This is a genomic window from Pseudomonas koreensis, assembly GCF_024169245.1.
GTDB classification, from domain to species: Bacteria; Pseudomonadota; Gammaproteobacteria; order Pseudomonadales; family Pseudomonadaceae; genus Aquipseudomonas; species Aquipseudomonas koreensis_F.
In genome coordinates, this window is record NZ_JALJWP010000001.1 from 5,514,881 (window position 1) to 5,529,806 (window position 14,926).

At 60.2% G+C, this 14,926-nt stretch carries 10 protein-coding genes; 5 read left to right on the forward strand and 5 right to left on the reverse strand.

The window, feature by feature from the left end; translation table 11 throughout:
- Positions 1-3: 3 nt before the first annotated feature.
- Complete coding sequence (locus J2Y90_RS24410) at positions 4-4,827, reverse strand: NEL-type E3 ubiquitin ligase domain-containing protein (protein WP_253504249.1); 4,824 nt, start codon at positions 4,825-4,827, stop codon at positions 4-6.
- Between the two features lie 363 nt (positions 4,828-5,190).
- On the opposite strand from J2Y90_RS24410, the gene J2Y90_RS24415 reads away from it, so the two are divergent.
- The 4 genes from J2Y90_RS24415 (at position 5,191) to J2Y90_RS24430 (ending at position 10,441) form a co-directional block, all read left to right on the forward strand.
- Positions 5,191-6,963 carry an N-acetylglutaminylglutamine amidotransferase gene (locus J2Y90_RS24415; protein ID WP_253504251.1) on the forward strand — a complete coding sequence of 591 codons (1,773 nt, stop codon included), beginning with the start codon at positions 5,191-5,193 and terminating at the stop codon, positions 6,961-6,963.
- A 3-nt stretch (positions 6,964-6,966) separates the two neighbouring features.
- Complete coding sequence (ngg, locus tag J2Y90_RS24420) at positions 6,967-8,712, forward strand: N-acetylglutaminylglutamine synthetase (protein WP_253504254.1); 1,746 nt, start codon at positions 6,967-6,969, stop codon at positions 8,710-8,712.
- Between the two features lie 140 nt (positions 8,713-8,852).
- Positions 8,853-10,043 carry an osmoprotectant NAGGN system M42 family peptidase gene (locus tag J2Y90_RS24425; RefSeq protein WP_253504257.1) on the forward strand — a complete coding sequence of 397 codons (1,191 nt, stop codon included), beginning with the start codon at positions 8,853-8,855 and terminating at the stop codon, positions 10,041-10,043.
- Positions 10,044-10,213: 170 nt separating this feature from the next.
- A complete protein-coding gene (locus J2Y90_RS24430) occupies positions 10,214-10,441 on the forward strand; it encodes a YheU family protein (RefSeq protein ID WP_003172962.1) in 228 nt (75 codons plus the stop codon).
- A 6-nt stretch (positions 10,442-10,447) separates the two neighbouring features.
- Here J2Y90_RS24430 and csrA read toward each other — a convergent pair whose 3' ends face one another.
- From csrA to J2Y90_RS24445, 3 genes are all read right to left on the reverse strand, one after another.
- Positions 10,448-10,633: a carbon storage regulator CsrA gene (csrA, locus tag J2Y90_RS24435; protein WP_024013891.1), complete on the reverse strand. Its 186-nt coding sequence runs from the start codon at positions 10,631-10,633 to the stop codon at positions 10,448-10,450.
- Positions 10,634-10,766: 133 nt separating this feature from the next.
- Entirely contained in the window at positions 10,767-11,099 is a 333-nt protein-coding gene (locus J2Y90_RS24440; RefSeq protein WP_253504260.1) for a YnfA family protein, read from the reverse strand.
- 63 nt (positions 11,100-11,162) lie between these two features.
- Positions 11,163-11,978: an SDR family oxidoreductase gene (locus J2Y90_RS24445; RefSeq protein ID WP_253504263.1), complete on the reverse strand. Its 816-nt coding sequence runs from the start codon at positions 11,976-11,978 to the stop codon at positions 11,163-11,165.
- A 331-nt stretch (positions 11,979-12,309) separates the two neighbouring features.
- Here J2Y90_RS24445 and J2Y90_RS24450 point away from each other — a divergent pair, with 331 nt between their 5' ends.
- On the forward strand, positions 12,310-12,462 hold the full coding sequence (locus J2Y90_RS24450) for a DUF3309 family protein (RefSeq protein WP_003183939.1): 153 nt from the start codon (positions 12,310-12,312) through the stop codon (positions 12,460-12,462).
- A 73-nt stretch (positions 12,463-12,535) separates the two neighbouring features.
- Here J2Y90_RS24450 and J2Y90_RS24455 read toward each other — a convergent pair whose 3' ends face one another.
- Entirely contained in the window at positions 12,536-14,629 is a 2,094-nt protein-coding gene (locus J2Y90_RS24455) for an LTA synthase family protein (protein ID WP_253504266.1), read from the reverse strand.
- Positions 14,630-14,926: the final 297 nt, after the last annotated feature.

Sequence of the window (14,926 nt, forward strand, 5' to 3'; positions counted from 1 at the left end):
GTTTCACGGGTCCGGCATCACGCAGAGGCCCAGGTCCATCAGGCGAATCGACTCCTCCGTCAGGCGCTTGAACACGGCCTCCTGCGCCTGCTCCTTTTCAAGTCTGAGGGCCTCCGCCTGACTCAAATAGTCGGCACTGGGCAGTGTGTCAGCCTGCTCATCCAGCGCACTCATGCGCGGTGCGAACGTTTCATCGATCAGCGAGAACTTGCGGGTAAAAGTACGTTGCAAGTAGTCACGCCAGAAGGATTGCTCCTGGATGAATTTCAGCCACCGGGGCGAGAGTTCGGCCGTGGTGATCCGGTGTTTTGCCGTGTCCAGATCAGTGGCAGTCACGCCGCTCTGCGCCTCGAACAGCATATTCTGCGGCTGGCCGGGCAGGTCCAGGGCCTTTGCCAGTCCGACGCGATAAGCCAGGTTGACCTCCAGCGGATCCAGTTTCGGCACCCTGATGGCGTGTTCCCGGGCAATCGCGTTCAGTTGTTCCAGCCGAAACAGGCCGCGGCCGAGGTTGAGCAGTGGTCTGGCAGTGACCGTGCCGCCGGATCTCCTGGTGATACGGTCGACCTCCACGGTCACTTCAAGATGACTGAAGTTGACCGCCGCGCTGTCAATGCAATTGATCGGGTTGGCGGCCTCATCGAGCAACTGAGCGCAGAGGGCGCGATCGGCCTCCGCCGCCTTCAAAACCACCCAGACCCGTCGCTGCATGTCAGCCCTGCTCTTTGCGGCGTCGGCGGTATCGCCCAGTTGCGCGAGCAAATGAAACAGGCCTTCTGCACGCGCATCGTCGCGAAATGCCGCCCAGATTCGCGCCTGCTCGGCCCAGTCTTCCCCGCTGGTTTTGGTAAACCATAACGAGCGCGCGGTGCTCTCGTTGAAACGGGCAATGTCGTCTGCGGGATAACCCATTCCTATACCGAAATTGTTGCGGTAGTTATCCAGATACGTTTTGGTGGTTTCAGTAAAGGGATTGAGCCCCACGTTGAGGGCCTGGGTGAATTTTCGCGGTTTCTGAAACAGCCAATCGGGCAACTCCGTGATTTTGTTCTCGCCCATATCCATCCATTCGATATGGACGCAATTGCGCAGGCCTTCAGGCAGTTCGGTAATCCCCGTATTGCGCAGCAATAGCCGACGCAGGTTGCTCATCTGACTGACATCCGGGGTGGCGCCCAGCGCGTTCCTGTTCAGATCCAGATACCACAACGTGCGCAGCCGGTTCAGCTTCGCCAGCGTCTGCTCGGTCAGTTTCAGCTGGTTGTTGGCCAGGCTCAATCGTTTGAGGTTGGGCATATACGACAGCACTTCGGGCAGCCGGGTGATGTTATTGGTGTCGAGTTGCAGCGACTCAAGCTGTTTGAAGGATTTGAGAAAGTGCGCGACATCATCGCCCTGCGCCATGTTGCGCATCGACAAGTGCTGCACATGGGCGAAGCTCAGACCCGGTGAAAAGGTCGGCAGCTTGCCGATGCGCATGCCGTCAAGGTCGAGGGCACAGACCGATCTGCCCTGTTCATCCTTGATCCAGTGAAACCGCCGAAAACTCTCCTCGATCAGCTCGGCTGCCATCTTGCGGCTGTGCCGCGCTTCGGCCAGATCGCCCCCCATCGCCTTCAGGGCAACGCCATCCTCGCTCCAGACGAAGAGAACGTCCCGCAGGGTTTGCAGATCCTGACGCAAGGCTTTGAGCCGGATCGCCCGGCTGAGCGGAGCGTCGCCCAGTTCATCGAGCAATTGCCGGAGCTGGGCGTCGTCCAGGCGTGGATAGAGTTTGCGCACTGCGCGCAACAATCTGCGTGGGTGATTCGTCGCAGGGGCCTGATCGCCTTGCACGCAGGCAGGCTCGACAACCAGCGGTTCGTACTCGCCATTGATCAGTGTTCGCCCGGTGGCTTCGCGTTGCTCCAGCCCTGCGTCGAGCAACTTGCTGCGCAAGCGCTGCCCGCTGGTCTGCCCGACATCGACAAATCCGATCGCGTTACGCTGACGTGATGGCAGTGCTTTGAGGATGGCGGTATACAAGGCGTTGGGCCCCGACGTTACTTTGCCAAGGGATACTTTGTCGCCGCCAAACGCTTCATAGCCTTCAGTGGATTTCACCAGATAGCAGGTATTGCCAGAGGTTGCCGACGCATCGCCGATGGCTTCCAGTACCGGGCCGGTCAAGGCTTTGTCGCGGACCTCCAGGCGCAGTTGTTTATCCCAGCCGCTGAGCCGTGGCAGCAACTGAATGGCCAGTTTGTCGGTATCGGCATTCGCCAGCCATGACCAGTGAAATCCGCTCAGCGCGCGGTCAAGCCGCACCTCGGCGGCACCGGCCCGGACTCGCTGCCCCAGCCGCAATGGCACCCGTGCGCTGGTGCGCAGGTGTTGACGCTCGACACTGGGCGCGCGGTCGATCAGCCGCTGTCCATAGCGCGCGGGAATGTCAGGAAAAACCGCGCGCAGTTTGAGCAAGTCATCCGCCTGACTCTGGTCGTAGCGTTGACACAGGCGTTCGAACACTGCGCGGTAATCCGACTGGAGCGCCGCACCGAGCTTTTTCGCCAGCGCGGTTTCCTCGATGCTTTTCGTGACGTTGCCGCCAAGCAACGCATCGATCTCGCTTTGGTACAGGCCATCGATAACCGTGCGCAGCAATTGGCCCCGGGCCAACTGGCTGCGGGTAACGACCACCCCCAGCGTCTCGTCGATCACGCTGTTTGCGGGATAAGTCGCCTCGACAATGCCCTCGTCATTGGTGACCTCGAGATAGCGGTCAGTGGGCCAGCCCGGCAATTTCGGCAGGGCATGCATCTGCTCCTCGACAGGTTGCCCAGAGTGGATCTCACCGCTCTGCAGCTCCGTGGTCAGTTCGCGTAACTGGCGCTCGATGCGTACACGTTCGACGGTATCGCGCAGGCGTACGGGAAGCTTCAGATTGTCGTTGAACGTGTCGAGCAATGCCTGCTGCGAAGTGCCACTGAGCCGACGCATCATGTCCAGGTCACTGTCAACAAAGTCGTGCAAGCGCGGATCGATGCGTTTGAGCGTATAGGCACTGCTGCCCCATTCTTCGGGTTCTTCGGCGGGCAATCGCCAGCCACCTTCGACGTGGCGATTCAGTTCGGGAACATAGGCTTGCGCACGTTGCGGGTGTTCCAGGAACAAGCGCCGGGCATCGGCATCAAAACGGCCGGCCAGCACGCGATCGTCGACACGAGCGACGGTTTTGGTGCCAATCAGGTACAGCTCTTTGGAGCCGGCACTGATGGTAAAACCGGAAGGGAGGATATGCTCGTACCGAGTGAGATCGTTTTTCCACAGGCGCGGCTTGCCGGCCCGATTGAGTATCGCGGTGAATTGTCCGAAGAATTCCGGGTGCGCGCGCAACAATTTGCGCCCCAGCGTCCCGAGCACCTTTTGACCGCCGGCAAAGACGCCCATCAACGCAATGTCCTCGACCACGCTGAGCAGATGCGACAGGGCTTGCTGATGATCGCCGCGCTGCCAGTCCTCGACACCGTCGTACACTTCACCGAGCAATTGCCCTACCGCCACGCCCATCATCAGTTGCCCGAGCACCGGCACGAACAGCCCGGCCACCGAGGCAATGCTCACCCCGCGCTGAATGAAATCCAGCAGGCGCTTGCGGCGCGTCTCTTCATCGATATCCGCGGTCGGCACGGCCAGTTTACGGGCGTCGATCTGCAACTTGCCGACATGGCTTTGCACCATGAACTCGAAGAGTGGCACGCCGATCGGCCACTGTTGGACGAAGCCCAGATCGCCGTTTTCAGCGAACGTCTTGAAGAAGTCGGCCTTGTCATCTTCGTCGAGGCTGCGGGCAAAGTACTCCTGATACTCGGCGGTTTTGAGTTGCTGTACGAGGTAGCGCTTGAACGCATTGAAACTCGGGTATTCATACACCGGCCGCTCAGGTTCGCCGGGCATATACACCATGCATCCGTCCTCGGGGTGTTGTTCCACGGAGCGTCTGGAAAATACGACCACGCCCCACACGCAGCTGTCGAGGACCTTGATGCCCTGCATGATCCACGAGTCTTTGCCGTAGCGCAGGGTCTGCGCCGATGCCACGCCCTCGGCCACCATCAGATCCTGCAGCATGCGCAAACCTGTCGCGGTGATATGGCCCTTGAGCGCGGCCATATGCGTATCCAGTTCCAGCAGCGATTGCTTTAAAGCGGCGATATCGCGGGTCATGGCACTGGTCGCCACGACTGTGCCGCTGTCATCACGCAGCCCGAACACTTGCTGCAGATGCTCCTGATATCTTTTGCCCAGATCCAGCTGGCGACAAAACGCGGCAAACGCCGCCGGGGTCAGGCCGTTCACGCCCTGCGGCGCGCTTGTCAAGCGCACCTGACTGCCATCGGGAAACGCGTCAGCCTGCTCTTCGTCTTCGGTGAAGTTCTGCATGGCTGCCTGCAAGAGGGTTTGCGAAGCGTGTTTGACGATATCCGTCCCGGGCTGATCGGTCGCGGTCGCGTCGCAACCACAATCAACGCCCGGCAGACTGATCACATCCGCGCCTGCGTCATAAACCGCTGGCCATTTTTTGCTCACCGCCGCCTCAAGCTCATTGATACAGAAGCTGTTCAAGGGTTTTAGCCGGGTCAGATCCTTGTTGACCTTCAACTGTTTGGCGTGCAGTTCACGATTGATTTCATCCAGCCTGGCCAGGCTGGCGGGCGAAGCCTGGAGCAAATGCGCCGAGAGATTCTTTTCCAGGGTTTCGGCGATTTCAAGATCGCCGGTTGCGTCGAACAAAGTGCTCAGGATCGACGCTTGAATCTGTGGATCTGTCTTGTCTTGGGTGGGCATGGCAATAGTCCTTTATTGCGGTTGAGCCCTTGACCTTAGCGATCCCGCGCAGCAATTAACAATTCAAAATCCTGTGGGCAATCCGCACTTATCAAGCACCTTTTGTCATGGAAAAAATACTCCTGCACCACCCGGCCAGCACAAACCTCTGCAGTGAACCGCTTACCTGAAAAAGCGTAACGGCGCGCACGCCCAACGCGTGTTGCGGATGCCGCTCCTGACTGCCGGCAACGCGACGTAGCGGCTGGCTTATAACTTATCGATCTAAAACTCCACTTACCGCGACAGGTCAGTTTCTGAGTACCCGCACTTTTCGCGCGGTACGGCTTGACCTTCCCCAACGGAAAAACCGGTAAGGACCTTATGTGCGGATTAGCTGGCGAGTTACGTTTTGATCAACAACCTGCAGACCTTGCAGCGATCGAAAGAATCACCCATCACCTTGCGCCTCGCGGCCCTGACGCGTGGGGCTTCCATGCCCAAGGGCCGATTGCCCTGGGCCATCGACGCCTGAAAATCATGGACCTGTCGGACGGCTCGGCGCAGCCGATGATCGACAGCCAACTGGGTTTGTCCCTGGCCTTCAATGGCGCGATCTATAACTTCCCGGAATTGCGCGAAGAGCTCGAAGCGCTCGGTTATGCCTTCTATTCGGGCGGCGACACCGAAGTGCTGCTCAAGGGTTATCACGCCTGGGGCGAGGCGCTGCTGCCGAAACTCAACGGCATGTTCGCCTTTGCCATCTGGGAGCGCGATGCCCAGCGCCTGTTCATCGCCCGCGACCGTCTCGGCGTGAAGCCGCTGTACCTGTCGCGCACCGGCCAGCGGCTGCGCTTTGCCTCGGCATTGCCGGCCCTGCTCAAGGGCGGCGATATCAACCCGATCCTTGATCCGGTAGCGCTTAACCACTACCTGAATTTCCACGCAGTCGTACCTGCGCCGCGCACGTTGCTGGCCGGTATCGAAAAACTGCCGCCCGCCACCTGGATGCGCGTTGAAGCCGATGGCCGCACCGAACAGAAAACCTGGTGGACCCTGCCCTACGGCCCGCATGAGGACGAGAAAAACCTCAACCTTGAAGACTGGGTCGATCGCGTCCTCGACAGCACCCGCGAAGCGGTGGCGATTCGTCAGCGTGCGGCGGTTGATGTCGGTGTGTTGCTGTCCGGCGGTGTCGATTCGAGCATGCTCGTCGGCCTGTTGCGCGAAGTCGGCGTAGAGAATCTGTCGACCTTTTCCATCGGTTTCCAGGACGCCGGCGGTGAACGCGGCGATGAATTCCAGTATTCGGACCTGATCGCCAAGCACTACGGCACCCGTCACCATCAGTTGCGCATCGACGAGAAAGAAATCATCGAGCAACTCCCCGCCGCGTTCCGCGCGATGAGCGAGCCGATGGTCAGCCATGACTGCATTGCCTTCTACCTGTTGTCCCGGGAAGTGGCCAAACATTGCAAAGTGGTGCAGAGCGGCCAGGGTGCCGACGAGTTGTTTGCCGGCTATCACTGGTATCCGCAAGTCGACGGCGCGGCGGATCCTTATGCGGCCTATCGCGATGCGTTTTTCGATCGCAGCTATGACGACTATGCCGCAACCGTGCAGCCGAAATGGCTGGTCGACCACGACGCGGCCGGCGACTTCGTCAAAGAGCATTTTGCCCAGCCTGGCGCTGATGCCGCGGTGGACAAAGCCTTGCGTCTGGACAGCACGGTGATGCTGGTCGATGACCCGGTCAAACGCGTCGACAACATGACCATGGCCTGGGGCCTGGAAGCGCGCACGCCGTTCCTCGACTATCGACTGGTCGAGCTGTCGGCTCGTGTACCAGGCCAATTCAAGCTGCCCGATGGCGGCAAACAAGTGCTCAAGGAAGCCGCGCGTCGAGTCATTCCAAGCGAAGTGATCGACCGCAAGAAAGGCTATTTCCCGGTGCCGGGTCTCAAGCACTTGCAGGGCGACACGCTCAACTGGGTGCGCGAACTGCTGCTGGATCCGAGCCAGGATCGCGGCCTGTTCAACCCGACCATGCTCGACAAGCTTTTGACTGATCCACAAGGCCAGCTGACCCCGTTGCGCGGTTCGAAATTGTGGCAACTGGCGGCCCTGAACCTGTGGCTCAGTGAACAAGGAATCTGATTGATGAAACCCCATGCCACGTCCATCAACCAACGCCTGTTGCGTGGTCAGGCCCCCTCGTATGAACGTTTGCAGGCGCGCCTGGCCGAAGACGGCAGCGAACCTGCCACCGCCCCGATTGCCGTGCATTGCGGTTGGGGCCGGCTGCTGATCGGTCACACCTTTCCCGACCCGGCGTCACTGGCGCAGGAACTGCTCAACGAGCAGCCCGGCGAGCGCGACATTGCCCTGTACGTTGCCGCACCGCAGCAGATTCTCGGCCTTGAGCCGGCTCAGCTGTTTCTCGATCCGTCCGACACCCTGCGCCTGTGGTTCAGCGATTACCGGCAGGCCACGCGGGTGTTTCGCGGCTTCCGCATTCGTCGTGCGCAAAGCGAAACCGACTGGCAAGGCATCAACCGTTTGTATCAGGCGCGCGGCATGTTGCCGATCGATCCGCAACTGCTCACCCCGCATCATCAGGGCGGCCCGGTGTACTGGCTGGCGGAAGACGAGGACAGCGGCGCGGTGATCGGCAGTGTCATGGGCCTCAATCATCAGAACGCCTTCAACGACCCGGAACACGGCAGCAGCCTGTGGTGCCTGGCGGTCGATCCGCATTGCTCGCGTCCGGGCGTCGGTGAAGTGCTGGTGCGGCACCTGGTCGAGCACTTCATGAGTCGCGGCCTGGCCTATCTCGACCTGTCGGTGCTGCATGACAACCGCCAGGCGAAAAACCTCTACGCCAAACTGGGTTTCCGCAACCTGCCGACCTTCGCCATCAAGCGCAAGAACGGCATCAACCAGCCGCTGTTTCTCGGTCCGGGGCCGGAGGCGAATTTCAATCCCTATGCGCGCATCATTGTCGAAGAAGCGCATCGACGCGGCATCGACGTGCAAGTGGATGACGCCGACGCCGGGCTGTTCACCCTCAGCCATGGCGGCCGTCGCGTGCGCTGTCGCGAGTCGCTGAGCGATCTGACCAGCGCCATCAGCATGACCCTGTGCCAGGACAAAAGCCTGACCCACAAGGTGCTGAAAGCCGCTGGTCTGAAGCTGCCGGCGCAGCAACTGGCGGGCAATGCCGACGATAATCTGGCCTTTCTCGATGAACACCAAGGGGTGGTGGTAAAGCCTCTCGACGGCGAACAGGGCCATGGCGTGGCTGTGGATCTGCGCACCATTGAAGAAGTGCAGAAGGCCATCGAAACCGCCAAGCAGTTCGACAGTCGCGTGCTGCTGGAAAGCTTCCACGAAGGCCTCGATCTACGGATTGTGGTGATTGGTTTTGAAGTGGTAGCGGCGGCGATTCGCCGTCCGGCGGAAGTGGTTGGCGACGGTCAGCATTCGATCGGTGCGCTGATCGAAGCGCAAAGCCGCCGCCGGCAAGCCGCCACCAGCGGCGAAAGCAAGATCCCGCTGGACCACGAAACCCAACGCACGCTGCATGCTGCCGGCTATGACTACAGCAGCATTCTGCCGGCCGGCGAGCATCTGTTCGTGCGGCGCACGGCCAATCTGCACACCGGCGGGACGCTGGAAGACGTGACTGACATTCTTCATCCGACCCTGGTCGACGCGGCAGTGCGTGCGGCGCGGGCGCTGGACATTCCGATGGTCGGCCTCGATCTCATGGTGCCGGCGGCGGATCAGCCCGAGTACGTGTTCATCGAAGCCAACGAACGTGCCGGCCTGGCCAACCACGAACCGCAGCCGACGGCGGAGCGCTTTGTCGATCTGTTGTTTCCGCATAGTCAGCCGGCTGTTTGACCTTTCCTGATCGTTCCCACGCTCTGCGTGGGAACGCCTCATCGGACGCTCCGCGTCCATTCGAGGGACGCAGAGCGTCCCGGGCTGCATTCCCACGCAGAGCGTGGGAACGATCAGTGCTCAACCCATCAGGAGTTTCCATGACCACACAAATCCCTGAACCCGATCTGGCTTACCTGCAAAAAGTCCTGCTGGAAATGCTCGCGATTCCCAGCCCCACCGGCTTCACCGACACGATCGTGCGCTACGTCGCCGAACGTCTTGAAGAGCTGGGCATTCCGTTCGAAATGACCCGGCGCGGCACCATTCGCGCCACACTGAAGGGCAAAAAGAGCAGCCCTGACCGCGCGGTGTCTGCGCACCTGGACACCATCGGCGCCGCTGTGCGTGCAGTGAAAGACAACGGTCGCCTGACCCTCGCTCCGGTCGGTTGCTGGTCGAGCCGTTTTGCCGAGGGCAGCCGGGTCAGCCTGTTTACCGACACCGGCGTGATTCGCGGCAGCGTGCTGCCGCTGATGGCCTCCGGGCATGCGTTCAATACTCAGGTCGATGAAATGCCGATCAGTTGGGATCACGTCGAACTGCGTCTGGATGCCTACTGCGCGACCAAGGCCGATTGCGAATCGCTGGGCATTCATGTCGGTGACGTGGTGGCGTTCGACCCGCTGCCGGAGTTCACCGAAAGCGGCCATATCAGCGCGCGCCACCTCGACGACAAGGCCGGCGTTGCCGCGCTGCTCGCCGCGCTCAAGGCGATTGTCGACAGCGGCCAGGAACTGAACATTGATTGCCATCCGCTGTTCACCATCACCGAAGAAACCGGCAGTGGTGCGGCGGCGGCTTTGCCGTGGGACGTCAGCGAATTTGTCGGCATCGACATTGCGCCGGTAGCGCCAGGCCAGCATTCCAGCGAACACGCGGTGAGCGTGGCGATGCAGGACTCTGGCGGCCCTTACGACTATCACTTGTCGCGGCACTTGTTGCGCCTGGCGGGTGATCACGAATTGCCGGTGCGCCGCGACATGTTCCGCTATTACTTCAGCGATGCGCACTCGGCGGTCACCGCCGGCCACGACATCCGCACCGCCCTGCTCGCCTTCGGTTGCGATGCCACGCACGGCTACGAACGCACGCACATCGACAGCCTGGCGGCGCTCAGCCGCTTGCTCGGCGCGTACATTCTGAGCCCGCCGGTGTTCGCCAGCGATGCGGCCCCGGCCAATGCTTCACTGGACCGCTTCAGCCATCAGATCGAGCATGACACGCAGATGGAAAGCGAGACCCGGGTGCCGCCGGTGGACAGTCTGGTGGGGCAGCGTTCGGACAGTTGAATCATTGCGCCTGGAAAACCGCTATCGCGAGCAGGCTCACTCCTACATTTGGAATGCGTTCCCCTGTAGGAGTGAGCCTGCTCGCGATGGCGCCGGTCGAGGCACTACAAAAACTGGCAGGCAAAACCCAATCCCCGTAGCATCCCGACATCGATTTGACCGAGGTGCCCATGCTCATTCCCCACGACGCGCTTGAAGTCGACACCCTCACCCGCCTGATCGAGGATTTCGTCACCCGCGACGGTACCGACAACGGCGATGACACCCCGCTGGAAACCCGCGTACTGCGGGTGCGCCAGGCATTGACCAAAGGCCAGGCACTGATCGTGTTCGACCCGGAAAGCGAACAGTGCCAGTTGATGCTCAAACACGACGTGCCCAAGCATCTGTTCGACTGATAGTCGTCAGCCAGCCTTCGCGGCGGCCTCCTTGCGCTTGATCCGGTCATAGACCTCGGCGCGGTGCACATGGACTTTTTTCGGCGCCTCGACGCCGAAGCGCACACTGGAGCCGTTTACCGACAGAACACGCAGGGTGATGTCGTCACCGATTGAAATCAACTCACCGACCACACGGCTGAGTACAAGCATGGGATTCATCCTTCAGGACTGGCAAACCCTGAAGATGCGCGGCTTACAGCGGCTTCACAATGCACGACGAGCAAATCAGTCTTGCCCTACAGCCTCCCACGCCCGCAGCCGTCAGACGCTTCGCACAAAAGTATCAGGCGGCGGAAAAGCGCGGCCCGAACAGAATGATGCTGGCACCGATCACGCACAGCACCATGCCGATCCAGTCCGAGCCCAGCGGGCGTACCCGTTCGACCACCGCCAGCCAACCAATCGAAGCAACGATGTAGATGCCGCCATACGCGGCATAGGCGCGCCCGGCGTAGGCCGCTTCAACACGGGTCAGCAATAGCGCGAACACGGTCAGACTGAGCAGCGCGGGAATCACCCACAACGCACTCTTGCCCTGGCGCAGCCACATGTAGAAAGCAAAACAGCCGGCAATTTCGAACAGCGCCGCAAGGAAGAACCACAGGTAATTGAGCATGAACGCGTCTCGACAGGGTGACCATGGCGGCCACCCTAACCACGCGGCGGGTCACGAACAAGATCAAGCGTTGTTTTGTTTGGCCTTGGCGCGCATTTTCTCGGCCATTGAAGTCATCTCGTTGTAGAGCAGTTGCGGATTCTTCTGTTTCAGCGCCCAGGCCATGCGCCCTTGTTCGTGGGGCAGAATCATGAATTCGCCGGCGGCGACTTGCTGGTAGATGTAGTCCGCGATGTCCGCTGCACTGATCGGCGAACTTTCCAGCAACTTGCCGACCTGCGCTTTCATTGCCGGGGTCGGCCCGCGGAAAGAATCGAGCAAGTTGGTCTGGAAGAACGATGGACAGACCACATGCACCGCCACTTCCTGCTGCGCCAGTTCGATCAACAGACTTTCCGACAACGCCACCACGCCAGCCTTGGCCACGTTGTAGTTGCTCATCGCCGGGCCTTGCATCAGTGCGGCCATGGAGGCGATGTTGATGATCTTGCCCTTGCTCTGTTCCAGCAGCGGCAAGAACGCCTTGCAGCCTTTGACCACGCCCATCAGGTTGATCGCGATCTGCCAGTCCCAGTCTTCCAGGGACAGTTCGCTGAAGAATCCGCCCGAGGCGACCCCGGCATTGTTGACGATGATGTCGATGCCGCCGAGCTTCTCTTCACAGGCCTGAGCGAAGGCGGTGAGCTGGCTGTAATCGCGCACGTCACAGCGCTGGATGAAACCCTCACCGCCCGCCTCGCGCACCAGTTTCAGGGTTTCCTGCAGGCCGGGTTCACTGACATCGGACAAGGCCAGCCGCCAGCCTTCACGGGCCCAGCGCAGCGCGATTTCGCGACCCAGGCCTGAGCCTGCACCAGTGATCATCATGCGATTTTGCATAGCGGACAGCCTTGTTGTTCCGGGAGAGATGCGCCGAGTGTAGCGAAGGTTCCACTGCCGCCCACGCTCCATCCAATTGCTGAATGGAGGATCAAAAGATTGCAGCCCCCGCCAACTTCGCCATCCAATCCTGTAGGAGCTGACGAGTGCAACGAGGCTGCGATCTTTTCGCTGGAAAGGAAATAACAGAGCAATCCAAATACATTAAAAAAACATTGAATTTTTTTTCATTCGCGCAAGTCGGAACATGTAAGCCGGCTGGAATTTAGTTGCTATCCAGCTGCCCACTGAGCGTCAAGACTCTTCCAGACTCTGAACAAGGAAATCACCCATGGGCACAATTCTAATCATCATCCTGATCCTGTTGCTGATCGGTGGTCTGCCGGTCTTCCCGCACTCCAGAAGTTGGGGTTATGGCCCGTCGGGCATTATCGGCGTGGTGTTGGTCGTGCTGCTGGTGCTGTTGTTACTCGGCAAGATATGAAGATTTGAAGCTGTAAAAAAAAGAGGCCCTTTTTCAAGGGCCTCTTTTTTATTGCGCGGAATTTACCGAGTCATCAGTCCGGCTTGCCGTGAATCACACCGGCGGTGTTGTCGAGCAGGCTCTTGGTCGCGGTTTGCAGGAACGCCTCGAGCTTGAGTTTAAGTTCGGCGGTACGCGGCGCATTCGGCACGACTTCAGCGTGCGGATTGGCACCGAGTTGGTATTGCCAGATTTTCGGGCCCATGTCCTTGTCGCGCGGCAGCACCAGAATCTGGTCGGCGGTGACGATGGCGGTAGTCTGCTCGCTGCCCGATGGCTTGATCACACCGAAACCGGTGTCGCCCTGCGGCAGGTTGAGCAGGTCACGCCCCCAGCACTGGTGACGCACTTCACCACCGAGACGGCCCATGATGGTCGGTACGATGTCGATCTGCGTGCCCACGGTGTGGTCACGGGCACCGAACTTCTGCTGGATGCCCGGAGCGATCATCAGCATCGGCACGTTGAAGCGGCCCAGGTCCATTTCAGTGATCTGGCGCTCGTTGCCGAAGCCGTGGTCGCCGACGATGACGAACAGGGTTTCGTTGAAGTACTTCTCTTTGCGCGCCTTCTCGAAGAACTGGCCGAGCGCCCAGTCGGAGTAACGCATGGCGGTCAGGTGTTCGTTGAGGCTGCCACGGTCAGTCACGCGCTCGACCGGCAATGGCGTCGGCAAGGCGTACGGCGTGTGGTTGGACAGGGTTTGCAGCAACGCGTAGAACGGCTTGCCGTTTTCCCGCGCCTTGAGCTCCTGCAGGCCACGATCGAACATGTCCTGGTCGGACACGCCCCAGGTCGGATCGGAGAACACCGGATTGACGAAGTCATTACGGCCAACGAAGTTGGTCATGCCCTGGTTGCTGAAGAAGCCCGACTGGTTGTCCCAGGCGAAATCGCCGTTGTAGACGTACACGTCGTCGTAATCGCGGGCACTGAGCACCTGCGGCAGACCGGACAGCTTGTGGCTGCCTTCCGGGGTCTGCATCAGGTATTCGAAACCTGGCAGGTTCGGGAAGCAGGCCATGGTCGCAAACATGCCCTGGTGAGTGTGGGTGCCGTTGGAGAAGAAACGGTCGAACAGCAGGCCTTCCTTCGACAGTTTGTCCAGGTAAGGCGTGATGTTGCCCGGAGCACCCAAGGCGCCAACCGAGTGACCGGCCATGCTTTCCATGAGGATCACGACGACATTCTTGATCGGCAGGGATTTGTCGGCTGGCGGCATGTAATCACGGCGCACGGCGGCAATATCGGCGTCGACCAGTTTGTCGTCAGGCATCAGCAGCATGTCACGCACGATTTTCTGCGCCTGTTCCTGCGGCAGCGTGGCTTTCCAGATATTGTCGCGATCTTCGCCCATGCGCGACTTGGCGGCCTCGATCAGCGACAGCGTGGCGTTGAGACCGAGCTGGTTGGCGAAGTTGGAATCGGTGGTGTACACGTCACCCCAGCGCATTGGCGGGCCTTGACGCAGGGTGCCACGGGCGGCGACCACGCAGATCAACAGGCAGACCACGAACACCGCCAGACGCGTGTACCACGGTGCAACCTGACGGGAGCTGACGCTGCCGCCGCTGAACGGCCCGCGCGGACGGGTGGCACGGTCGGCGCCCTTGAACGCCAGGGTCAGAATCACCGTGCCGATCGCCCACGCCAGCAGGTAGCGCACCACCGGGAAACCGTACCAGAGCATGCTCATCACGGTTTTCGGATCTTCTCTCACATATTGGAACACCAGACCGTTGAGGCGCTGGTGAAACTCGCGGTAGAAGTCCATCTCCATCAGGCCGAGGAACAGCGCAATGCTCGAGGCGATGGTCAGCCACAGGCGAAAGAAGCCGCGCGCGGCCATGGCCCGGGCGCTGAACAGCGCCAGCACCAGCGGAATGCTCAGGTAAACCACCAGGCGCAGGTCAAAACGCAAGCCATTGACGAACGCTTCAAGGAAGGTCGCGGCCGGGGTGTCGAGGATCATCTCGCGGTTGTAGACCAGCAGCGCGAGGCGCAGCGCGGAAAACATGACCATCATGACCAGTGCGCACAGCAGCGTGTAGGCCAGATGCGATTTGACGGTCGGTTGCAGCAGGCGAGCAGAAGATCGCTGCTGATTCAGGGCGTCCGGGTTTGCCATGTCGTTTTAGGACCCATTGGAAGTTGAAGTTGCAAAAATACAGCGGCGCCAGGCCCTCTATTGGTCATTCCAGACCCCGGGGCGTGCGCGGTGCGCAAATGTTGCACGATCGTTCACACCATTGCCATTGATTACTGCCCTGCTCTTCGAGACTTTCATTCAAAGGGCAGGCAGCGCTGTAGCAGGCAACAAGTGCGGGCGAATTGTCTTGAAGGCTTTGTGAAAATTTCGTGCAACGCATATCTGGAAATACAATTTAGAGACAAAACAAAACGCCCCGAACCGGTCGGGGCGTTT

Bases quoted from the DNA above. Each gene is read 5' to 3' on its own strand.
- J2Y90_RS24445 (WP_253504263.1), bottom strand. From the start codon at position 11,978: ATGCAAAATCGCATGATGATCACTGGTGCAGGCTCAGGCCTGGGTCGC.
- J2Y90_RS24430 (WP_003172962.1), top strand. From the start codon at position 10,214: ATGCTCATTCCCCACGACGCGCTTGAAGTCGACACCCTCACCCGCCTG.
- J2Y90_RS24440 (WP_253504260.1), bottom strand. From the start codon at position 11,099: ATGCTCAATTACCTGTGGTTCTTCCTTGCGGCGCTGTTCGAAATTGCC.
- J2Y90_RS24450 (WP_003183939.1), top strand. From the start codon at position 12,310: ATGGGCACAATTCTAATCATCATCCTGATCCTGTTGCTGATCGGTGGT.
- csrA (WP_024013891.1), bottom strand. From the start codon at position 10,633: ATGCTTGTACTCAGCCGTGTGGTCGGTGAGTTGATTTCAATCGGTGAC.
- J2Y90_RS24425 (WP_253504257.1), top strand. From the start codon at position 8,853: ATGACCACACAAATCCCTGAACCCGATCTGGCTTACCTGCAAAAAGTC.
- J2Y90_RS24455 (WP_253504266.1), bottom strand. From the start codon at position 14,629: ATGGCAAACCCGGACGCCCTGAATCAGCAGCGATCTTCTGCTCGCCTG.
- J2Y90_RS24410 (WP_253504249.1), bottom strand. From the start codon at position 4,827: ATGCCCACCCAAGACAAGACAGATCCACAGATTCAAGCGTCGATCCTG.
- ngg (WP_253504254.1), top strand. From the start codon at position 6,967: ATGAAACCCCATGCCACGTCCATCAACCAACGCCTGTTGCGTGGTCAG.
- J2Y90_RS24415 (WP_253504251.1), top strand. From the start codon at position 5,191: ATGTGCGGATTAGCTGGCGAGTTACGTTTTGATCAACAACCTGCAGAC.